This is a genomic window from Xanthomonas sp. NCPPB 901 (genome assembly GCF_056725085.1).
Genome location: NZ_CM161511.1, coordinates 3,958,830 through 3,980,236 on the forward strand (window position 1 = coordinate 3,958,830; position 21,407 = coordinate 3,980,236).

Genomic DNA, 21,407 nt, shown 5'->3' on the forward strand with positions numbered 1-21,407 from the left:
CGGCGGCCTGCGTCATGAAGACGCGCCCACCGGTTCAGGCTCAGGCCGCCGCGGCCACCCGTTCCAGGCGGTCGACGGCGCCCTGCATGGCGCTGTAGAAGGCATCGTCGTCGCGATGCAGGCGCAACCGGTCCAGCCGCACCATCACCGCCAGCGCCTCGGCCGAGGCGACGCACAAGCGCCCGCCGCGGCGGCTGACGAACAACAGGCGCGCCGAGATCGGGCTCACCCAGGTCAGCTTGCCGGGCTGCACGCGGCCTTCGCGATCGACGAAATCCAACCAGGTCCCCAACGGCAGGGTGCGGAAGTAATCGGCGGTGATGTGGTCGAAATCGGTGGCCTGGGCCGGCTCCGGCAGCGCCGGCACGGTCTCGGCGGCGGGCGGCTCGGGCAGCTCCACGCTGGCCACGGGCAGCGCGGCCTGCGACGGCCGCGCGTGCGCCAGGTCGTCCAGCGCCGTGTGCAGGGAGTGCCAGGCGGCCTCGGCCGCCGCCGCGTCCAGGCCGACGCTGGTCCACAGCCGGGTCAGCTCGGCGCGCTGCGGCTGCAGCCAGCCCTCCAGCGGCGCCGCGCCGGACTGCGCCTGGCGGCATTGCGCCAGCACCGCCTCGCCCAGGGCCAGCGCCGCGGCGAGCGCATTGCCCTGGCCGTCGTCGCGCAGGGCCGACTGCTGCACGTACTGGCACCAGGACTGGCGCAGGAAGGCCTCGATCGGCGGCGGCAGGGTGAGGTCGTCGCCGGCCCGCTGCAGCAGGTCGTGCACGGCCTGCGCGGCGCGTTGCCGGGCGACCGTGCGGCGCTCCTCGGCGCGCTGCAGTTCGGCCGCGCGGCGCTCGGCGATCTCCACCCGGCGCCGGTACTGCTCGTAGGCGCTGCCGAACTCGGCCTCCAGCGCCAGGAACACCGCCAGGTGCTCGTCGAAATCGCGTACCACCCGTTCCACCGCCGCCTGCGCCTGCGCCAGCAGCGCCTGCTCCGGGCCGGTGCCACCAGTGTTGCCGTCGCAGGCGTCGGCCAGCAGGTTGAGCAGGCGCCGCGCCGGATGCCCGTCGCGCACGAACAGGCGACCGTCGATCAAGGCCACCTTGGCCATCGGCACCAGCATCTGGCCCAGCAGGTCGCGCTGCGCCGGCTGCAGCACGCATTCCTCGAGCATCACGTCGAACAGCAGCCCGACCAGATCCAGCGTGTCCGCATCGGCCGGGTCCAGGCAGGTGCCCGCCGGATCCAGGCCGAGCGAGGCGCCGACGCTGGCGACCTGGCGGCGCAAGCCCTGCGCCAGCGGGGCACCGTGCTCGCAGACGGCGGCGAATCCGGCCAGCGGCATGGTCTGCAACAGCGACAGCACCGACAGCACTTCGCGTGGCGACAGGCAGCGTCGGTCATCGCCTGAGCCCGTGACTGGCTGCGCCTCGTGCAGCAGCGCGCGCAGCGCCGGCGGCAGCACCTCCTGCTCGTTGCGCGCGTGCGCGTCGAGCGCGCGCGCCGCGCGGCGCTGCGCCGCCGACAGCGGCGCGGCGGTTTCCCAATGTTCGAAGAAACGGCTGATCCAGTCCGGCGCCGCCTCGTCGTCGCCGGCGCCCAGGCGCGGGATGGCCCGGCGGCGTGGGCGCCCGCTCGGCAGCGCACGGGCGCGCGCCACCTCGTCCAGGCGCTGCTCCAGTTGCGCGTACAGCTCGCCGACCCGCTCCTGCAGCTCCTGCTCGCAGATCTTGACGATCGCCAGTTGCACCTGCGGCGCCAGCACCAACCCGTACAGCGCCGCGTACACCGCCGCCCCCACATGCTCGGGGCCGAACGGATTGTTGTCGGCATCGATGCGCTGGCCGCCGGCGATGAAGCCGAGGTAACGGTTCAGCCGCATCAGCTCCGGCCGCCAGCGGTGCTGGATCGCCCCCGCCAGGTTGCGCACCGCCAGGCGCACGTCCAGTTCCTGCTCCGAGACCAGGCTGAGGTCGCCGCGCTCGCGCGCCAGACTGCGCTCCACCGACAGCGGGCGGCCAGCCTCCAGCGCCTGCCAGGCCTGGGCCAGGTGCGCGCGGAAGCGTGCGGCGATCGGCTCGCGCTGCTGGCGTAGCAATTGGATCGCCTCGAAATAGTCGTTCTGGGTCGGCCCGGCACGCTCGGCCATGCGGAACAGCGCCTCGGCGAGCACGTCCAGCACCTCGCCGAACGCGCCGGCGAGCGGAACCGACACCACATCCCGGACCTGCTCGAGCAGATCCGCGTTGCGGCTGGGCGACAACTCTTCAGCGTATTCAGCAAGGGTCATGGCGATGTGATACGCAGTGAACAGTGAGACCGATGTCAATTCGGAAGCTAGCGGCAGATCAACAACACAACGTGATTGTCCGTGTCACCGCGGCATCCCCTGCCGCCTGCGAGTGCCCGACTATAATTCCGCGCCCGCCCCACGGAATCGAGACTATGCGCACAATTCATTCGCTGCAAGCGCTGGATGCGCGCCGTTCGGTGCCCTCCAAGCAACTCGGCGAGCCAGGACCGGACACGGACACGCTGCTGGCCATGTTGCAAGCGGCGGTTCGTGTTCCCGATCACGGAAAGCTGGTGCCGTTCCGCTTCCTGCGCATCGCCGGTCCGGCGCGCCTGGCACTGGGCGACATCCTCGCCGCGCGCAGCTTGCAGCGCGATCCGGGCGCGGCGCCGGCGGCGGTGGAAAAGGACCGCGAACGCTTCGCCCATGCGCCGGTGGTGATCGCGGTGATCGCCTGCCTGCAGCGTGGGCACAAGGTGCCGGAAATCGAACAGTGGCTGACCGCCGGTTCGGTGTGCTTCGCACTGCTGCAGGCGGCGCAGGCCTACGGCTTCGGCGCGCAATGGCTGACCGGCTGGATGGCGTACGACGAAACCGTAACCGCGCGGCTGGGCCTGGCCGAGCACGAGCACGTCGCCGGCTTCATCCACATCGGCACCGCCCGCATCGACGCCCCGGAACGCGAGCGCCCGGATCCGCGCGCGCTGCTCAGCGACTGGACGCCGTGAACGCAGCGCTGCCCGTGTCGCGGCCGCTGTACCTGGTCGACGCCAGCCTGTACGTGTTCCGCGCCTGGCATTCGATTCCCGACGAGTTCCAGGACGCGCAGGGCTGGCCGACCAACGCGGTGCACGGCTTCGCCCGTTTCCTGCTCGACCTGCTCGAGCGCGAACGCCCGCAACACATCGTGATCGCCTTCGACGAAGCGCTGGACAGCTGCTTCCGGCATCGCCTGTACGCCGCCTACAAGGCCAACCGCGCGCCGGCGCCGGACGCGCTGCGCCGCCAGTTCGCGCACTGCAAGGCGCTGTGCGCGGCCTTGGGCCTGGGCGTGCTGGCGCACCACGACTACGAGGCCGACGACCTGATCGGCAGCGCCCTGCACCGCGCCCGCGGCAATGGCTTCCACGGCGTGATCGTCTCCGCCGACAAGGACCTGTCGCAATTGCTGCTGGAGTTCGACGAACAGTGGGACTACGGCCGCGGCCAGCGCTGGGGCGCGGCCGGGGTCAAGGCGCGGCACGGCGTGCACGCGCACCAGATCGCCGACTACCTGGCGCTGACCGGCGATGCGATCGACAACATTCCCGGCGTCACCGGCATCGGCGCCAAGTCGGCGGCGATCCTGCTGGCGCATTTCGGCGACCTGGACACGCTGCTGGCGCGGGTCGACGAAGTGGCGTTCCTGCGCCTGCGCGGCGCCGCGCAGATGGCCGTGCGCCTGCGCGAGCAGCGCGAGCACGCACTGCTGTGGCGGCAACTGACCACCATCGCCCTGGACGCGCCGCTGCACACCGCCAGCGCGGATTTCGCCCGCGGCGCGGCCGACGCCGGCATGCTGCAGGGCCTGTGCGAGGCGCTGCGCTTCGGGCCGCTGACCCGGCGCCGGCTGCTGCAGGCGGCCGGCCTGGAAGTGGCGGCCGGCTGAGCGCCGCCTCGCCGCACGCCGGCGAGGCCGTCGGTCCGGAGCGGGCGTGCCTGGCAAGCGGAGAGGCGGCGACCGTGCCCGGCGCCGTCCTGGCCGTCGCCAAGCGAACCGCGCGGCGCCAGCCAACCCACAGGCCGCTTGGCGCACATCAAATCGCCATCGCACGTTCTACACTGCACCGTATCGCCGGACCGCGCCGCGCGCGACCGCGCCTTCTTCCTCCGCCATCTGCGAGCCGCCCATGTCCCGCCACGATTCACCGCCCCGCATCGTCTACGAAGGCAAGTACCAGCGCATGGTCGTGCGCGGCACCTGGGAGTATTCCGAACGCGTGCATGCCGGCGGCCTGGCCGCGATCATCGTGGCGGTCACGCCGGACGACGAGGTGCTGTTCGTCGAACAGTTCCGCGTGCCGCTGCAGGCGCGCACCATCGAGATGCCGGCCGGGCTGGTCGGCGACATCGATGCCGGCGAGTCGATCGAGGCGTCGGCGGTGCGCGAACTGGAAGAGGAAACGGGCTGGACCGCCGACCACGCCGAGGTGCTGCTGATCGGCCCGACCTCGGCCGGCGCCAGCAACGAGCAGATCGCCTTCGTGCGCGCCAGCGGCCTGCGCAAGGTCGGCAACGGCGGCGGCGACGCCAGCGAGGACATCACCGTGCATTCGGTGCCGCGCACGCGCGCCGCCGCGTGGCTGGTGCAGAAAATGGGCGAAGGCTACGCGCTGGACGCCAAGCTGTGGGCCGGGCTGTGGATGATCGAACACCAGCTCGACGGCACCCCGCGTGGCTGAGGCGCCCCTTTCCGATTTGCCGCCGCTGCTGGGCGCGGACGACCCGGCGGTGTTCGGCATCCACCGCGCGCACGGCACCTCGCCGTTCGTGTTGCTGGCCGACCACGCCGGGCAGGCGGTGCCGCGCGCGCTGCACGGCCTCGGGCTGGCGCAGGCGGAACTGGATCGGCACATCGGCTGGGACATCGGCATCGCCGGCACCACCCGCGCGCTGTCCGCGCTGCTCGACGCCTGGGCGATCGAACAGACCTATTCGCGGCTGCTGATCGACTGCAACCGCCCGCTGGCCTCGCCGACGCTGATTCCCGAGGTCAGCGACCGCACCGTGGTGCCGGGCAACGCCGGGCTGACGGCGGCGCAGCGGCAGCAGCGCATCGACGCCGTGCATGCGCCCTACCACGCGCGCATCGCCGCCGAACTGGACGCGCGCCGCGCCGCCGCGCGGCCTACCGTGCTGGTGATGATGCACAGCTTCACCCCGGCGCTGAACGGCGTGCCGCGGCCCTGGCATGCCGGCGTGCTGTATCACCGCGACACCCGCTTCGCCCACGCGCTGCTGCAGGCGCTGCGCGAGGAAGACGACCTGCTGGTCGGCGACAACGCGCCGTACGCGGTCAGCGACAGCAGCGACTACGCGGTGCCCGTGCACGGCGAGGGCCGCGGCCTGCCGCACGTGGAACTGGAGATCCGCCAGGACCTGATCGCCGACCCCGCCGGCCAGCAGGCCTGGGCGCAGTGCCTGGCGCGCATCTTCACCGCCCTGCAGCCGCAGTTGCTGGCGCTGGGGTGAGGACGGCACGCCGGCTCGGGCCGGCGTCGGCAGCGGCATCCACACAACCGACGTGGGCGCGTGCGCCTGCTGCAGACGCAGACCCGAGCGCCGCGCTGGCCGCGCAGCAGGCCTGGCCCCACACCGCTCAGCATGCGCTGCTGAAGCGAAGGCGGGGCGTCTTCACGCCAAGCTGAGTGCGGACTGCGCACCCTCGGGGCTGGACCGGTCCGCGCCGGACGCCCCTGCCCCCCGCATCGGACCCCTCATGCTCATCCGCCTCGGTTACGAGATCCGCTACCGTTTCGCGCATCCCACGCCGATGCTGGCGATGCTCGACCTTCACGACAGCCGCCACGACGACATCGTCGTTGCCACCGACTTGCACAGCGAGCCGGCGGTGCCGTTGCGCACCTATCGCGACGGCTTCGGCAACCGCTGCACGCGCCTGCAAGCGCCGGCCGGCACGCTGACCCTGCGTGCCGATGCGGTGGTGCGCGACAGCGGACTGCCGGACCAGTACCGCTACGACGCGGTGCAGACGCCGGTGGAGCAGTTGCCCGACGACACCCTGGTGTACCTGCTCGGCAGCCGCTACTGCGAGACCGACCTGCTCAGCGGCATGGCCTGGGAACTGTTCGGCGGCACACCGACCGGCTGGGCGCGGGTACAGGCGATCTGCGACTACGTGCATACGCGGATCACCTTCGGCTACGCCCACGCCCGCGCGACCAAGAGCGCGGCGCAGGCGCTGCAGGAAGGGCGCGGGGTGTGCCGCGACTTCGCACATGCGGCCATCGCATTGTGCCGCTGCATGAACATCCCGGCGCGCTACTGCACCGGCTACCTCGGCGACATCGGCGTGCCCGCCTCGCCCGCACCGATGGATTTTTCCGGCTGGTTCGAGGCCTTCCTCGACGGGCGCTGGTATACCTTCGATGCGCGCCACAACCTGCCGCGTATCGGCCGGGTGCTGATCGCGCGTGGCCGCGACGCCGCCGACGTGGCGATCAGCACCACCTTCGGCGACAACGTCCTGGAATCGTTCGTGGTGTGGACCGAGGAGACCACGCAGGCGCAGCTCGACGCGCGGCCCGCATCGCCAGCGGCGGCCGGATGCGAGCCCGGCAACGCGCTGGCCTGCTGAGCCGGAGGCCGGACGCGCCGCGCGCCGCCGCTCGATGAACGTGCGGCGCAGGCGCGCGCGGACTCAGGCGAAGGCGTCGGTGGCGCGCACCAGCGCGTCGACGTTCTCGGCCTCGAACGCGGAATGGCCCGACGCCGGCGTGATCTGCAGCGTCGCCTTCGGCCAGGCCTTGGCCAGGTCCCAGGCATTGGCCAGCGGGCAGACCACGTCGTAGCGGCCGTGCACGATCACCCCGGGGATGTCGGCGATGCGGTGCGCGTCGCGCAGCAACTGGTCCTCGACCTCGAAGAAGCCGCCGTTGACGAAGTAGTGGTTCTCGATGCGGGCGAAGGCCAGCGCGAAGTGCGGATCCTCGTGGCTGTCGACGAAATCGGTGTCCACGTGCAGGAAGCTGGTCGCGCCTTCCCACACGCTCCAGGCCTTGGCCGCGGCCAGGCGGGTGGCCTCGTCGTCGCTGGTCAGGCGCCGGTGGAACGCGGAGATCAGGTCGGCGCGCTCCACCGGCGGGATCGCCGCGATGTAGTGTTCCCATGCATCCGGGAACAGGCGGCTGGCACCTTCCTGGTAGAACCACTCCAGTTCCCAGCGGCGCAGCATGAAGATGCCGCGCAGCACCAGTTCGGTGACGCGCTCCGGGTGCGTCTGCGCGTAGGCCAGCGCCAGGGTCGAGCCCCAACTGCCGCCGAACACCTGCCAGCGCTCGATGCCCAGATGCGTGCGCAGCCGCTCGATGTCGGCGACCAGGTCCCAGGTGGTGTTGTCGACCAGGTCGGCATGCGGCGTGGAGCGGCCGGAACCGCGCTGATCGAACAGCACGATGCGGTACTTGGCCGGGTCGTGGAAGCGGCGCATCTTCGCATTGCAGCCGCCGCCCGGGCCGCCATGCAGCAGCACCACCGGCTTGCCGTGCGGGTTGCCGCACTGTTCGTAGGACAGGGTATGCCGTGCGTCCACCGGCAACATGCCGCTGTCGAACGGCTCGATCTCGGGATACAGCGTGCGCATGGCGCCTCCTGCGGGGGAAACCGCGATTCTACCCATGCCCGCCACAAAGAGCGGCGCCGGCCAGCAACGCCGACCGCGAACGGACCGGGCACCACGCCGATCGGCCCACAGGAGTCGGGATCAACCGAGGACCGGCGCGCCTCTGCCACCAGGGGCTTCTTGCGACCGCTGCTGCGCCTCCATGGCCAAGTGCCGCTCGCGCTGCTGGTTGAACGCCTGCGTCTGCTGCACCGTCTCGTGCATCGGTGCGGCCGCCTGCGCCACGTCCGTGGCGGCGCGGAACCCCGGCGTGGTACCGGACACCCACAGCGTGTCGCCGGCCATCTGCACCCGGCCGATCTTGTCCGCGCCGGCGATGCCGGCCTGCTTGGCGCCGAGCATCGCCTGCGCGACGTGCGCATCGTCGATACGCGCCGGCACGTCCTTGCGGATGCGCGCGAACATGGCCTGATCGGCCGCAGACAGCGCGCCCAGGTTCTGCACGCGCTCGGCGGCGTGTCCCGCCGATGGTGCCGAATGGGCTCCGGAAGCAGGCGTCGCCGCCGCGCCATGCGGATGCGTCGCGGCAGGCGCCTGGGGGTGCGGCTGCGCGGGCGCAGGGGCCGGCGCGCTGCGCTGGAACCACTGCCCAGGATGGGTCAGCGTGTCGTAGGCCTGGCCCGCCGCGTGCTTGGCCGCATCGATCCCCTGCGCGGCGGTCTGTCTTGCGGTTTCGTACGCCTGCGTACCGACCCGCGCGGCGCTGTCGGCTGCCTGCGAGACTGCGTGCCTGGACGCGTCGTAGGCCTGGCTGGCGGCATGTTCGGCCCGCCCCACGCCGTCGGCGACCGCGTGCTTCGCCGCGTCATAGGTCCTGCTGGCCGCGCGCCCAGCTTGCTCCATGCCTTCGGTCACCGCGTGCCTGGTCGCGTTGTAGGTTTGCGTGGCGGCGCGCCCAACGTGCTCCGCGCCCTCGGTCACCGTGTGCTTCGCCGCGGCGTAGGTCTGGGCGGCGGCGTGCCCCACCTGCTCCGCGCCTTCCGTCACCACGTGCTTGGTCGCGGCGTAGGTTTGCGTCACCGCACGTTCGGCCCGGTCGACCCCATCGGAAACCGCCTGCTTGCCGAGCTGATATGTCTGCGTGGCGGTTTGCGCCGCGACCCGCGCACCGTCGTAGGCATCGACTATGTGATTGGCGACGTTGGCCATGCGCGCGTGCAAGCGAGGATCATGGATCCGCTGCACCACCGCTTCGGCCGCCGCGTGCGCGCCTCGCTCCACCGCGCCTTTGGCCGATTCCAGCCCGCCACCCAGCAAACGCGCCGCCGCGTCCGTGCCCTGGCCGTGCAGACGGGCGGCTTCGCCCACCACATGCCCGGCCAGCGGCCCGACCGGGATGAAGGGTGCGGTAAAGCGTCCCCCCTCCCGCGCCACTAGTGCGACGCGCTCGTCCAGCGCCTGCACGTAGCGACCGCCGGCGCGCACGGCATCGGCGCCGTACTGCAAGCCGTCCGCGACCCCACGCACGGGCGCGCCACGCGCGATGTTGTCGCGAATGGCGGGATCGGCATTGAGAACGAGGTATTCGTCGAGTTGCCGTTGCAGATTCGGCGACAGCTGGCCCTGCCCATCGTTCCCGCGCATCTGCCGCAGCGACTCGGACAGTTCGGCGCGTGCGAGGTACACGTCGCGACCGAATCGGTCGATGGCGTCCTTGTTCGCTGCGTAGCGTTGTGTAGCTTCCTGGAAGCGTTGGGGTTGCAGGATGTTGTCCGGACTGTCGCTGCTGAAGTGCTGCTGGCCGCCATGGTCGCTCAGCCGCATCGCGATCAGCGCGTTGGGCGGCGCCGACCCAGGCGGCGCATCCAGATAGCGGCCGGCCCGCAGGCTCTGGATGTCCTCTTCGCTGGCCAGCGACACTACCTGGCCGACATGCGGACTGGCCGCGCTCACCACGTCGCCCGCCATGCGGTAGTTGGTGAGCTGGAAACCGGGCTGCGGCGGGCCATCGATCATGTCCGCCGCGCCGAAACCGTTGTAGGTGGCGCCGCGCAGGCCATATTTGGCGGCCTCGAGTTGCGCCAATGCACCACCTAGGGAATGGCCGGCAGCGAATACCTGCGTCTTCGGGATGCCCTGCGCAGCCGCTTTGGCGATCATCTGCGCGGTGAACGCATCGGCCGCGGACTTTTGCGCGTTGACGGTGTCTCGCACCATCTTTGCATCGACGGCGATGTCTTGCAGCGTGGTCAGCGCGTGGTCTGCTTTTTCTGCACCGTTTTTACCGGAAAACAAACCAGGATCGGTACCGCGATACGCGACAATGACGTTATGAGGCGACGCAACGCTTTGATACGCAGTTGCGTGAAAGCCGGTAGCCGGATCGGCGGCATAGCCAAAGATCTTGTAATCCTGGCCATTTAGAGAAACATACTTGTTACTGTCGCTCACATCACGTTGCGACCGATTTGCATACGAGTCATTACTCGCATCAGCCAACGCCTGATCAATGGCCTTCATGACTTGACTTCCTTAACAGTGATCGTCACTGGGAAATAAGCATCAGGATCTTGAAGAACTTCGGGATCGTCAGCATGGAACTCTAGCGCGCCATAGGGAACCAACGCAGGATCTCCGTAAGAGCTCTTTTTGAAGTAGCTTTTCCCGCCACCCTCGCGCAAGATTTTCTCCAACAACCCTCCCCAACCGAACTTCACTCCCTTACCAATCGCGCTAACGCCCACGCTCGTCACGTCCCAGTGGCAAACCCCGAGATTGAAATAATCCTCATCCAGCAAGGCGTCGCGATAAAAATAGCCCTTCCATGTGTGGTCATCCACCTGCACCATGGGAATATCAAGTCCAGTGTTGGGCACGTGCTGCTCGCCAATAACCGGAATCATCGGCACACACTTCCTATTGATGACGTCATACCCGATGTAAGCGCCCTTGAACGAATCCCAGAGTCCCGGCGCATGGGACGTCGCGATGACCTCGTAGCGCTTGACCGGATGCGGATTCAGATGCCCGGCCGCACCATCGTTGCCGATATCGATGTCGTTCGAACAACCGGCGGCGGTCGCGGCTAGAGGCATGATGGCGGCAGCGGCCAGGTGGTGCAGTTTCATCGAATCGTCCTCAGGGGGATAGGCCGCGGATACCGCGGCGGTGGGGGCTGGTGGCAATGGCAATATCGGCTTGCGCCAGGGTTCTATCGGCAATCCGCCACGCGGCAGCGCGCCGAGTCTGGCGTAGACGGCCGCATTGATGCTGCCCAGGTCGCGCAGGAGTTGCGCATCGTGAAGCGGGTCGCGCGTCGCGCGCGCGCGTGGACGATAGGGATTGTCGCTGCACCTGTCCTTTTCATCGCTCATCGCGCCACCTCTCCTTTTGTCAAGACTCCACGTATCGCTTGCGATATTACTCTCCGGAAACCATGCCGCCATTGTTCATCGCGCCAGCAGTGCCGGCGAGATGGCGGCCAACGGCTGGGACCTGGTTTCTCCAGATGAATCGCAGGCAGCGCCTGATGGCGCCATAGTGGATTGGCACCGCGCATCGTCCCTGAATAATTGGCGTACAAGCCGCCGGCAAAGGCATCGCGATGGAAGTGCCCATTCCAGGCGTGGTTCTCCACGCGAACCATCGGAACTTCAAGCCCGGCATTAGGCACATTCTGTTCGCCAATGAACGGGATCATGGGCGCGCATTTCCTACCAGGCCTTTGCGGCACCCTGTGCCGGCCGCGGCAGCGAGAGAGCACAGGATCTTGGCACTGGATCTGCGCCGAGGTGTTGCGGCGGCGGCGCCCCATGAACCCTGCGCAGCCCCTCCATGCGTCTGCGGCACGGCAGGAGCGGGGAACACGCCAGGCGCATTCGAACGGCGACTGAGGGTGAACATTGCGGGTCATCCATGTCCGGCATCGTTTACCCGCCGACTATACGTCAGGCGCCGGCGGGTCAGTCCAGCGGCTGACGCCCCAGCGTGACCCGATCCCGCGCTTCCAGATCCTGGTGGGTCGCCACCTCCAGGAAGCCGCTCGCCTCCAGCAGCGCGCGCACCGCCGGGCCCTGGTCCCAGCCGTGTTCCAGCAGCAGCCAGCCACCGGGCAGCAGATGCGCCGGCGCATCGGCGGCGATCCGGCGCAGATCGTCCAGGCCATCGGGGCCGGACGCCAGCGCGCTGGCCGGTTCGTAGCGCAGGTCGCCCTGCTGCAGGTGTGGGTCGCCATCGGCGATGTACGGCGGGTTGCTGGCGATCAGGTCGAAGCGCTGTCCGGCCAGCGGCAGCAGCCAGGTCCCCTGGACGAAAGCGACGTTGCGCAGGCCGTGCGCCTGCGCGTTGGCCTCGGCCACCGCCAGCGCCGCCGCACTGAGGTCGGTGGCCAGCACCTGCGCCTGCGGGCGCTCGCTGGCCAGGGCCAGGGCGATGGCGCCGCTGCCGGTACCGAGGTCGGCGACGCGCCGGCCCGGCGCCCCATCCAGCCGCTCCAGCGCCAGTTCCACCAGCCGCTCGGTGTCCGCGCGCGGGATCAGCGTGGCCGGCCCGACCGCCAGATCCAGGGTCCAGAAGCCGCGCCGGCCGGTCAGGTAGGCCACCGGCTCGCCCTGTGCACGCCGCGCCAGCAGCGCCTGGAACCCGCCCACTACGTCGTCGGGCAGCGGCTCGCGGGCGTGCGCGAACAGCCACGCGCGATCGCGTTGCAGGGCGTGCAGCAGCAGGGCCTCGGCATCGCCGCGCTCGACCTGGGTGCAGGCGGCGCGCAGCAGGGACTCGGGAGTGGGCGCATTCATCGCTGTCACGATGACGCAGCGAGCGCGGAAAAGCCAACGTGGTAGAAGGGACCGACGCCCACGCGCCCGTGGGCGGCCGCCGCCATCGCGCGGCAGTGCAGCAAAGAGCCAGGCTTGGGAAGTGATAGATGAAACCTATCTATTCAATTCCATCAATCGATTTGAGGTATCTATTGGCACCCCCTATCATGAGCCTCGTTCCATCCCCCGCCCCCTATTGCAACCACGAGGAAACTCCATGTCGTCTTTGATCAACACCCAGGTTCAGCCGTTCAAGGCCAATGCCTACCGCAACGGCGAATTCATCGAAGTCACCGACGCGGACCTGAAGGGCAAGTGGTCGGTGCTGATCTTCATGCCGGCCGCCTTCACCTTCAACTGCCCCACCGAAGTGGAAGACGCCGCCGAGCACTACGCCGAGTTCCAGAAGATCGGCGCCGAGGTCTACATCGTCACCACCGACACCCATTTCTCGCACAAGGTGTGGCACGAGACCTCGCCGGCGGTGGGCAAGGCCCAGTTCCCGCTGGTCGGCGACCCGACCCACCAGCTGACCCGCGCCTTCGGCGTGCACATCGAGGAAGAAGGGCTGGCCCTGCGCGGCACCTTCGTGATCAACCCGGAAGGCGTGATCAAGACCCTCGAGATCCACGACAACGCCATCGCCCGCGACGTCACCGAGACCCTGCGCAAGCTCAAGGCCGCGCAGTTCGTCGCCTCGCACCCGGGCGAGGTGTGCCCGGCCAAGTGGAAGGAGGGCGAGAAGACCCTGAAGCCGTCGCTGGACCTGGTCGGCAAGATCTAAGCCGCGCCTCGCTCCCATCTCCGCCTGGTGGCGGGGGTGGGGGTGAACCGCAGCCGGCATCGCGCGCCGGCGCCGGCTGCGGTTCATCCCTCCTCCCTTGTTCGCGGCGCACTGCCCTGGCAGTTCGCTTCCCCCTCGCTTTGCCCAACGTCAGGAGTCCGCCATGTTGGATGCCGATCTGAAAACCCAGTTGAAGGCCTACCTGGAGCGGGTCGTCCGGCCCATCCACATCACCGCGTCGGTGGACGATGGCGCCAAGTCGCGCGAGATGCTCGACCTGCTCGAGGACCTGGTGCTGCTGTCGGACCAGATCACCCTGGACGTGCACCGCGACAGCGGCGAGCGCGCCCCGTCGTTCGCGCTGAACAGCCCCGGCCACGACATCCACCTGCGCTTCGCCGGCCTGCCGATGGGCCACGAGTTCACCTCGCTGGTGCTGGCGCTGCTGCAGGTCGGCGGGCACCCGTCCAAGGCCACCGCCGAGCTGATCGAGCAGGTGCGCAACCTGCCGGGCGAGTACCGTTTCGAAACCTATTTCTCGCTGTCCTGCCAGAACTGCCCGGACGTGGTGCAGGCGCTGAACCTGGCCGCGGTGCTGAACCCGAACATCCAGCACGTGGCGATCGACGGCGCGCTGTTCCCCGACGAGGTCGAGGCGCGGCAGATCATGTCGGTGCCCACCGTCTACCTCAACGGCGAGGTGTTCGACCAGGGCCGCATGACCCTGGAGCAGATCGTGGCCAAGCTCGACACCGGCGCGGCCAAGCGCGACGCGGCGGCGATCGCGGCCAAGGCGCCGTTCGACGTGCTGGTGGTCGGCGGCGGCCCGGCCGGCGCGGCGGCGGCGATCTACGCCGCGCGCAAGGGCATCCGCACCGGCGTGGCGGCCGAGCGCTTCGGCGGCCAGGTGCTGGACACCATGGCGATCGAGAACTTCATCTCGGTGCAGGAGACCGAAGGCCCGAAGATGGCCGCGGCGCTGGAGCAGCACGTGCGCCAGTACGACGTGGACATCATGAACCTGCAGCGCGCCGAACAGCTGCTGCCGGCCGGGGCCGACGGGCTGGTCGAGGTCAAGCTGGCCAACGGCGCCTCGCTGAAGAGCCGCACCGTGATCCTGTCCACCGGCGCGCGCTGGCGGCAGATGAACGTGCCCGGCGAGGAGCAGTACCGCAACAAGGGCGTGGCCTACTGCCCGCACTGCGACGGCCCGCTGTTCAAGGGCAAGCGCGTGGCGGTGATCGGCGGCGGCAACTCCGGCGTGGAAGCGGCGATCGACCTGGCCGGCATCGTCAGCCACGTCACCCTGGTCGAGTTCGACGGCAAGCTGCGCGCCGACGACGTGCTGCAGCGCAAGCTGCGCAGCCTGCGCAACGTCGACATCCTGGTCAACGCGCAGAGCACCGAGGTGCTGGGCGACGGCCAGAAGGTCACCGGCCTGGTGTACAAGGACCGGGTCGGCGGCGACGTGCATCGCCTGAGCCTGGAAGGCATCTTCGTGCAGATCGGGCTGCTGCCGAACACCGAGTGGCTGCAGGGCGCGGTGGCGCTGTCGCCGCGCGGCGAGATCGTGGTCGACGACCGCGGCCAGACCTCGCTGCCGGGCGTGTTCGCCGCCGGCGACGCGACCACGGTGCCGTACAAGCAGATCATCATCGCCATGGGCGAAGGCTCCAAGGCGGCGCTGAGCGCGTTCGACCACCTGATCCGCCACAGCGCGCCGGTCGCCAGCGGCAGCGTCGCCGAAGCGGCCTGATCCGCGCCGCGTCCGGCGTGGCGACGCCGGCGCGGGACCAGGGCGTGCGGCCTCCACCGCGCACGCCCCATCTGTCTCGCCGCCACCTGCGTCACACGCTCTATGCTGTGACCCTGCGTCCCCTCCCCGCCGCTGCGTCCCGAGGAACCCGCCGATGAACCTGCGTGATCTGAAATATCTGGTGGCGCTGGCCGATCACAAGCATTTCGGGCGCGCCGCCGCGGCGTGCTTCGTCAGCCAGCCGACGCTGTCCACGCAGATCAAGAAGCTCGAGGACGAACTGGGCGTGCCGCTGGTCGAACGCGCCCCGCGCAAGGTCATGCTGACCCCGGCCGGGCGCGAGGCGGCCAGCCGCGCGCGCGGCATCGTCGCCGAGATCGAACAGATGAAGGAGGCGGCGCGGCGCAGCCAGGACCCGGAAGCCGGCACCGTGCGCCTGGGCATCTTCCCCACGCTCGGCCCGTACCTGCTGCCGCACGTGATCCCGCGCATCCGCGAGCGCTTCCCGCAGCTGGAACTGTTGCTGATCGAAGAGAAGAGCGACGTGCTGCTGACCCGCCTGCGCGAGGGCCGGCTGGACGCGGCGTTGCTGGCGCTGCCGCTGCACGACGAGCAGTTGCACGCCGAATTCCTGTTCGAGGAACCGTTCGTGCTGGCGGTGCCCGAACAGCATCCGCTGGCGCGGCGGCCGACCCCGCTGACCATGGCGGAACTGCACGCGCAACGCCTGCTGCTGCTCGAGGACGGGCACTGCCTGCGCGACCAGGCGCTGGACGTGTGCCATCTGTCCGGCGCGCTGGAGAAGGCCGAGTTCCAGGCCACCAGCCTGGAGACGCTGCGGCAGATGGTCGCCGCCAACGTCGGCGTGACCCTGCTGCCGCTGCTGGCGGTGCAGCCGCCGGTGGCCAATCCGCCGAACCTGCGGCTGCTGCCGTTCGCGCCCGACGGCGGCCCGAGCCGGCGCATCGCCATGCTGTGGCGGCGCAGCTCGGCGATGGGCGCGTTCCTGCAGCAACTGGCGCACCTGTTCGGCGCGCTGCCCGAAGACCTATTCACGCTGCCGGCGCAGGCACCGCTGCCGAGCCCGGCACCGCGCCAGGTGGCCTGAACGGGACCGCTGCGGCCGCGGCGTCGCATCGGCGCCGGCTTGCTTGCACAATGGCGACAGGGGGCGGCACGGTGCCGCCCCCGTTCGTTGTGTCATCCAACCGGAGCCTGTCCATGACCTCGCAACACCGCAGCGGCCTGCCGCCCTCGTTGATCGTCTCCAGCCGCGACCTGGCGCGCCTGGAAGCCCTGCTCGACACCCCTGCCTTGCACCAGCACCCGGCCGCGCTCGCGCTGGGCGCAGAACTCGACCGCGCCACCGTGATGGCGCCCGACCAGATTCCTCCCGGCATCGTCACCATGCACGCCCGCGTGGAGTGCGAAGACGAACTGCACGGCGAACGCCACCAGCTGACCCTGGTCTACCCGCACGAAGCCGATGCCGCGCATGCGCGCATCTCGGTGCTGGCCCCGGTCGGCAGCGCCCTGCTCGGCCTGGCCGTGGGCCAGTCCATCGACTGGCAGGCGCCCGGCGGACGCCCGCTGCGCCTGCGCGTGACCGCGGTGCAGCGCGCCGACGACGACAACGCGCGCGCAGCGCGTTAACGTGCGCGGCCCTATCCTTGTTTCCACTCGTTCCCGAGAGATACCGATGACCTCTTCCGCCCCCTCCAAGCTCGCCCAGTTGCGCGAGTTGTCCGTGGTCGTGGCCGATACCGGCGATTACGACGCGATCAAGCGGCTCAAGCCGGTGGACTGCACCACCAATCCGACCCTGGTGAAGAAGGCGCTGGACCTGCCGGTCTACGCCGACCTGATCGACGAGGCGCTGGCCTGGGCGCGCGGCCAGGACGGCGACCACGCCGCCCTGGTCGACGAGATCGCCGACCGCCTGACCATCGGCGTCGGCGCCAAGCTCAGCGCGCTGGTGCCCGGCCGCGTGTCCACCGAAGTGGACGCCGACCTGGCCCACGACACCGCCGCGACCATCGCCAAGGCGCACAAGTTCATCGCCATGTACGCCGAGCGCGGCATCGCCAAGGACCGCATCCTGATCAAGGTCGCCGCGACCTGGGAAGGCATCGAGGCCGCGCGGCAGCTGCAGCAGGACGGCATCGACTGCAACCTGACCCTGATCTTCAACCGCACCCAGGCGCTGGCCTGCGCCGAGGCCGGGGTGTTCCTGATCTCGCCGTTCGTCGGCCGCATCCTCGACTGGTACGTGGCCCATGGCCAGACCCCGGCGAGCATCGACGAGGACCCGGGCGTGCAGTTCGTGCGCGGCGTCTACGACGAGTTCAAGCGTCGCGGTTCGCCGACCGTGGTGATGGGCGCCTCGTTCCGTTCCACCGCGCAGATCGAGGCGCTGGCCGGCTGCGACCGCCTGACCATCTCGCCGGACCTGCTGGAGAAGCTCGACGCCGACCATGGCCCGCTGCCGCGCAAGCTCTCGCCCGGCCAGGCCGACGGCGCCAAGGTGGAGCCGATCGACGCCAAGCGCTTCGCCGCCGACCTGGCCGCCGATCCGATGGCCACCGAGAAGCTGGCCGGCGGCATCGACACCTTCGCCAAGGACCTGCAGACGCTGCGCGACACGATCCGGCACAAGCTGATCGGCTGAGCCCTGTGCAGTCCCTCCCCAAGCGCGGTGATGCCGCGCTTGGGGGTGGGAATGGGGAAAAGGGAATGGGGAATCGGCGGAGCGGGGGCCGTCTCGCTGCCATCTTCCGCTCGATCGGGTGCTGTCGGTGCAGGCCGTTGCATCGCGCGAGCGCGAAGCCGCATGCACGACACACGTAACGCCGAGAACGGGCGCAGCCACGGCGCACATCGCCTGCGGCGCTTTCGACAGCGCATTGGCGCCGCCGCACCTCTTCGCCCGCTATGCTGCGTGTTACACAGCAGAGGAACAGCAATGGCAACGATCGCAGTGGTGATGGTGGACGGCGTGGCGGACTGGGAAATCGGCACCATCCTGCCGGCGGCGCGGGCCTGGTTCGGCGACACGCTGCAGATCGCCAGCATCGACGGCAAGCCGGTCGGCTCGATCGGCGGACTGGACCTGCACCCTGCCTATGCGCTATCGGACCTGGCGCCGCTGGACGCCGACCTATGGCTGCTGCCCGGCAGCGACCGCTGGCAGGCCGGCGAGATTCCCGGGCTAAGCGCGTTGCTGCAGCAGCGCCTGGACGCCGGCCGCGGCGTGGCGGCGATCTGCGGCGCGACCCTGGCGCTGGCCTACGCCGGCCTGCTCGATACCCGTCCGCACACCAGCAATTCCGAAGCCTTCCTGCGCGAGCATGCCAGCGTCTATGCCGGCAGCGCGCACTACCAGGAGCGCCGCGTGGTCAGCGCCGGCGGCCTGATCACCGCCCCCGGCACCAGCCCGGTCAGCTTCGCCGAGGAATGCCTGCGCCTGCTGCATCCCGAGCGCGAGGAGCAGATCGCGCAGATGCGGCAGATGTTCGCGGCCGAGTTCGTCTAGCGCGACCAGTGCCACCTGTCATGCAGACAGCGGCGACGCTGCCTGACTACAGTTGTCGCCACACCCTGCGGCACGCCAGCCGCACCCTGCAGTCCGCCATCGGCGGCTGAGCGCGGCGCCACGGCCGATCCGTGGCGCGCTCGACGCAGCGGCGGGCACGCACCCAGGTGCGGCGGGTGGGTGTTTCCGACGACTTCGACAGGAGAGGGTGCATGCGCGGACGGATGGCGCGTTGTCTGTTTTCGCTGGCGCTTGCTGGCACCAGTGCCGCCGGCGTGGCGGCCGCGCCGACACCGACCCGGGTCGCGATCCTGGGCGTGGAGCACGCCGCACAGCTGGTCTCCGAACGCGACCAGCCGGGTGTGCTCGCGGCGTTCCTGGAGCAACTCGCGCCGGACGCGGTGTGCATCGAACGCCCGCCGGAGCAGGCGGCACGCAACGATTACTACGAGTACACCTACGAGGTGCAGGGCGTGATCCTGCCCTACGCCGCGACGCACGCAGTGGCCGTGTGCCCGATCGACTGGATGCCGCCGGTGGAGGACGCCAGGCTCGGCTTCGGCGTGGATCTGGACACCCCGCTGGAACTGCGCCGTGAGCAGGGGTTCCAGGGCTTTCTGTCGTTCCCCGACAAGGCCGCCCTGCAGCGCGACTTCTTCGCGGCGGATGCGGCCGAGAACGTGGCCGCGGTGCGCAAGTGGGCGCAAACCCCGGCGCCACGTGCCGACCAGGACCTGCCGCGGCGCCTGTACCTGTACCGCACCTTCCTGCAAGCCCAGCGCATCCGCGCCGCGGCGTTGGCGCATCCGGGCAAGACCGTACTGGTGGTGGTCGGCTACTTCCACAAGCCGGACCTCGAAGCGATCCTCGCGCACGATCCGGCGATCGCACTGGTGCAGCCGTCGACGCTGGGCCGCCCCACGGCCGACGCGATCGAGCGCGCCACCACCGCGTCGCAGCGCGCGGCGATCCTGGCCTTCAACCTGCTCGGCACCCAGGCCGACACCGGCAACGTCGACTGGGCATGGATGACGCGCGTTCTGGATACGTACGCAACCGCGGCGCCGGCTGCCGAAACGGCGCTGTTGCGGACCCGCCTGGCCCTGCTGAGCGGCCAGATCGCGCCGGCGGAGGCGCGGCGCCACTACGCGCAGCTCGCCGAGGAAGCGCCGGCCGAGCTGGCGTTCGGCTGGACCGGCGTACAGGATCGCGCCCGCGTGGATTCGTTCTTCGACCCGTTCGGCAACCTGACGGTGCGCCAGCGCGCGACGCTGGAACTGGCGCGGACCGACTACGCGCTCGGCCGCGACCGCGACGGCGATGCGGCGATCGAGCGGCTCAAGGCCGACCTGTCGCCGCGCAAGGCGCTGCAGCTGTCCGGCTATGCGGCGCGGCTGCGCCCCGTGGCCGCGAACCGGCACGATTCGCGCGTCGCCCAGTAACGACGTCGCGTCGAATGGTCACGCGCGATCGCTGTGACCCTTGCTGGCGACAGCATCCTGCGCAACCCACGCGCAGGCACGCTGACTCAGGCCTCCAGCCCGACCGGGCAACTCACACCCGTACCGCCGAGGCCGCAGTAGCCGCCCGGATTCTTGGCCAGGTATTGCTGGTGCTCGTCCTCGGCGTAGTAGAACGGCGGCGCCGGGAAGCGGATCTCGGTGGTGATGGGGCCATAGCCGGCGGCGTGCAGGCGCTGCTGGTAGGCGTCGCGGCTGGCCAGCGCGGCGTCGTACTGGGCCTGAGTGGTGCAGTAGATCGCCGAGCGGTACTGGGTGCCGGTGTCGTTGCCCTGGCGCATGCCCTGGGTCGGGTCGTGGCTTTCCCAGAAGGTCTGCAGCAACTGCTCGAAGCGCACGGCCTGCGGGTCGAACGCCACCAGCACCGCCTCGGTGTGGCCGGTCTGGCCGGAACACACCTCGCGATAGGTGGCGTTGGGCGTCTCGCCGCCGGCGTAGCCGACCGCCGTACTGAACACACCCGGCAGCGACCAGAACGCGCGTTCGGCGCCCCAGAAGCAGCCCAGGCCGAACTGCACCTGCTCCAGGCCGGCGAAGGCGTCGCGCAACGGATGGCCGTTGACGAAGTGACGGTTGTGCAGCGGCAGCGGCTGCGCGCGTCCCGGCAGGCTCTCGCCCGGGCGCGGCAGGCGCTGCTTGAAGGCACCGATTCCCAACATGGCATGGACTCCTGGCAGCGACGGCGATGTCTTCGTGGATGGCGCTGCCGGCGTCCGCTTTCAAGTGCGCCCGGCCGCCGCGGCGGCGGCGGCGGGCGCGACGTTCACTTCGTCGCGGTGCTGGCCGTGGCGGCGGCGACCGGCTCCGGCATCGCCGAGCTGTGGTGGTTGATGATCAGCCAGCGCCCGTCGCGCTTTTCGTAGACGAAGGTGTAGCGCGCCTGCACCTGGCGGGTGCTGCCATCGGGATTGTCGAGGGTGAAGGTGTAGACGCCGGCGTCGACCGCGCTGTCGTCGTCGAGCAGGCGCACCTGGCGGTAGTTGATGGCACCGCGCGGCTTGGCGGCGAGGAAGTGGCTGAAGTAGTCCTCGATCTCGGCGCGGCTGGCGCGGACCTGGTTGGACACCGTCGGCAGCAGCACGCCGTCGCGGGCGTACAGGTCGGCCACGCGCTGCGGATTGCCGGTGGCCAGCGCCGCGTTCCAGCGATCGAACAGGCCGGCGATCTCGCGTTCGGCGCTGCTGGCCGGCGCCGCCGGCTGGCCGTCGTAGTGCATCGCCGGCGCGGCCAGCGCGGTGGAGGTGGTGGTGATCAGGCCCAGTGCCAGGGCGAACAGGATGCGACGCATGGGAAGTCTCCGTGTGCTGAGGGGATGCCGTCTCGGGGCGAAGCGAGTATTGGCAGCCGCGGCTTGCGAAAAATCCGCCGGGCGGCATATCCTC

General features: G+C 69.9%; 20 protein-coding genes. 12 read left to right on the forward strand and 8 right to left on the reverse strand.

Annotated features, from left to right (window positions below; all coding sequences use genetic code 11):
* Nucleotides 1–40: 40 nt before the first annotated feature.
* On the reverse strand, nucleotides 41–2,272 hold the full coding sequence (locus AC1PME_RS16775) for a DUF1631 family protein (RefSeq protein WP_481096464.1): 2,232 nt from the start codon (nucleotides 2,270–2,272) through the stop codon (nucleotides 41–43).
* Nucleotides 2,273–2,427: 155 nt separating this feature from the next.
* Between AC1PME_RS16775 and AC1PME_RS16780 the strand changes: the two genes are divergently transcribed.
* The 5 genes from AC1PME_RS16780 to AC1PME_RS16800 all read left to right on the forward strand — a co-directional run bounded on the left by AC1PME_RS16780 (nucleotide 2,428) and on the right by AC1PME_RS16800 (nucleotide 6,632).
* Nucleotides 2,428–3,003, forward strand: coding sequence for a nitroreductase family protein (locus tag AC1PME_RS16780; protein WP_481096465.1), 576 nt, complete (start codon nucleotides 2,428–2,430; stop codon nucleotides 3,001–3,003).
* Nucleotides 3,000–3,923 (forward strand): 5'-3' exonuclease, encoded by a 924-nt coding sequence (locus tag AC1PME_RS16785; RefSeq protein ID WP_481096466.1) that lies wholly within the window; start codon nucleotides 3,000–3,002, stop codon nucleotides 3,921–3,923. Before AC1PME_RS16780 ends, AC1PME_RS16785 begins: the two co-directional genes overlap by 4 nt.
* 241 nt (nucleotides 3,924–4,164) lie before the next feature.
* Nucleotides 4,165–4,716 carry an NUDIX hydrolase gene (locus AC1PME_RS16790; protein WP_481096467.1) on the forward strand — a complete coding sequence of 184 codons (552 nt, stop codon included), beginning with the start codon at nucleotides 4,165–4,167 and terminating at the stop codon, nucleotides 4,714–4,716.
* Entirely contained in the window at nucleotides 4,709–5,506 is a 798-nt protein-coding gene (locus AC1PME_RS16795) for an N-formylglutamate amidohydrolase (RefSeq protein WP_481096468.1), read from the forward strand. The genes AC1PME_RS16790 and AC1PME_RS16795 overlap by 8 nt, the downstream gene beginning before the upstream one ends.
* A 247-nt stretch (nucleotides 5,507–5,753) precedes the next feature.
* A complete protein-coding gene (locus AC1PME_RS16800; protein WP_254458997.1) occupies nucleotides 5,754–6,632 on the forward strand; it encodes a transglutaminase family protein in 879 nt (292 codons plus the stop codon).
* A gap of 63 nt (nucleotides 6,633–6,695) precedes the next feature.
* Here the strand turns inward: AC1PME_RS16800 and pip are convergent, their stop codons facing one another.
* The 5 genes from pip to prmC form a co-directional block, all read right to left on the reverse strand.
* Nucleotides 6,696–7,637: a prolyl aminopeptidase gene (gene pip / locus AC1PME_RS16805; protein ID WP_254458998.1), complete on the reverse strand. Its 942-nt coding sequence runs from the start codon at nucleotides 7,635–7,637 to the stop codon at nucleotides 6,696–6,698.
* Nucleotides 7,638–7,757: 120 nt separating this feature from the next.
* Nucleotides 7,758–10,136, reverse strand: coding sequence for a lipase family protein (locus AC1PME_RS16810; RefSeq protein WP_481096469.1), 2,379 nt, complete (start codon nucleotides 10,134–10,136; stop codon nucleotides 7,758–7,760).
* Complete coding sequence (locus AC1PME_RS16815) at nucleotides 10,133–10,990, reverse strand: hypothetical protein (RefSeq protein ID WP_481096470.1); 858 nt, start codon at nucleotides 10,988–10,990, stop codon at nucleotides 10,133–10,135. The genes AC1PME_RS16810 and AC1PME_RS16815 overlap by 4 nt, the downstream gene beginning before the upstream one ends.
* Nucleotides 10,987–11,316, reverse strand: coding sequence for a hypothetical protein (locus AC1PME_RS16820; RefSeq protein ID WP_481096471.1), 330 nt, complete (start codon nucleotides 11,314–11,316; stop codon nucleotides 10,987–10,989). Before AC1PME_RS16820 ends, AC1PME_RS16815 begins: the two co-directional genes overlap by 4 nt.
* Nucleotides 11,317–11,578: 262 nt before the next feature.
* The gene (gene prmC / locus AC1PME_RS16825; protein WP_481096472.1) at nucleotides 11,579–12,412 is read right to left on the reverse strand and encodes a peptide chain release factor N(5)-glutamine methyltransferase; all 834 of its coding nucleotides are present in this window, start codon (nucleotides 12,410–12,412) and stop codon (nucleotides 11,579–11,581) included.
* A 238-nt stretch (nucleotides 12,413–12,650) separates the two neighbouring features.
* On the opposite strand from prmC, the gene ahpC reads away from it, so the two are divergent.
* The 7 genes from ahpC to AC1PME_RS16860 all read left to right on the forward strand — a co-directional run bounded on the left by ahpC (nucleotide 12,651) and on the right by AC1PME_RS16860 (nucleotide 19,947).
* On the forward strand, nucleotides 12,651–13,217 hold the full coding sequence (gene ahpC / locus AC1PME_RS16830; RefSeq protein WP_010341941.1) for an alkyl hydroperoxide reductase subunit C: 567 nt from the start codon (nucleotides 12,651–12,653) through the stop codon (nucleotides 13,215–13,217).
* Between the two features lie 163 nt (nucleotides 13,218–13,380).
* On the forward strand, nucleotides 13,381–14,973 hold the full coding sequence (gene ahpF, locus AC1PME_RS16835) for an alkyl hydroperoxide reductase subunit F (RefSeq protein ID WP_307552171.1): 1,593 nt from the start codon (nucleotides 13,381–13,383) through the stop codon (nucleotides 14,971–14,973).
* Nucleotides 14,974–15,127: 154 nt separating this feature from the next.
* Nucleotides 15,128–16,081 (forward strand): LysR substrate-binding domain-containing protein, encoded by a 954-nt coding sequence (locus AC1PME_RS16840; RefSeq protein WP_254459004.1) that lies wholly within the window; start codon nucleotides 15,128–15,130, stop codon nucleotides 16,079–16,081.
* A gap of 113 nt (nucleotides 16,082–16,194) precedes the next feature.
* Nucleotides 16,195–16,626, forward strand: coding sequence for a nucleoside diphosphate kinase regulator (gene rnk, locus AC1PME_RS16845; RefSeq protein ID WP_254459005.1), 432 nt, complete (start codon nucleotides 16,195–16,197; stop codon nucleotides 16,624–16,626).
* Between the two features lie 46 nt (nucleotides 16,627–16,672).
* On the forward strand, nucleotides 16,673–17,641 hold the full coding sequence (tal, locus tag AC1PME_RS16850; RefSeq protein WP_481096473.1) for a transaldolase: 969 nt from the start codon (nucleotides 16,673–16,675) through the stop codon (nucleotides 17,639–17,641).
* Between the two features lie 294 nt (nucleotides 17,642–17,935).
* Nucleotides 17,936–18,505 (forward strand): type 1 glutamine amidotransferase family protein, encoded by a 570-nt coding sequence (locus AC1PME_RS16855; RefSeq protein ID WP_481096474.1) that lies wholly within the window; start codon nucleotides 17,936–17,938, stop codon nucleotides 18,503–18,505.
* A 212-nt stretch (nucleotides 18,506–18,717) separates the two neighbouring features.
* Nucleotides 18,718–19,947: a hypothetical protein gene (locus tag AC1PME_RS16860; RefSeq protein WP_481096475.1), complete on the forward strand. Its 1,230-nt coding sequence runs from the start codon at nucleotides 18,718–18,720 to the stop codon at nucleotides 19,945–19,947.
* An 86-nt stretch (nucleotides 19,948–20,033) separates the two neighbouring features.
* Here the strand turns inward: AC1PME_RS16860 and msrA are convergent, their stop codons facing one another.
* On the reverse strand, nucleotides 20,034–20,684 hold the full coding sequence (gene msrA / locus AC1PME_RS16865; RefSeq protein ID WP_481096476.1) for a peptide-methionine (S)-S-oxide reductase MsrA: 651 nt from the start codon (nucleotides 20,682–20,684) through the stop codon (nucleotides 20,034–20,036).
* Between the two features lie 104 nt (nucleotides 20,685–20,788).
* A complete protein-coding gene (locus AC1PME_RS16870; RefSeq protein ID WP_481096477.1) occupies nucleotides 20,789–21,313 on the reverse strand; it encodes an SgcJ/EcaC family oxidoreductase in 525 nt (174 codons plus the stop codon).
* Nucleotides 21,314–21,407 lie beyond the last annotated feature (94 nt).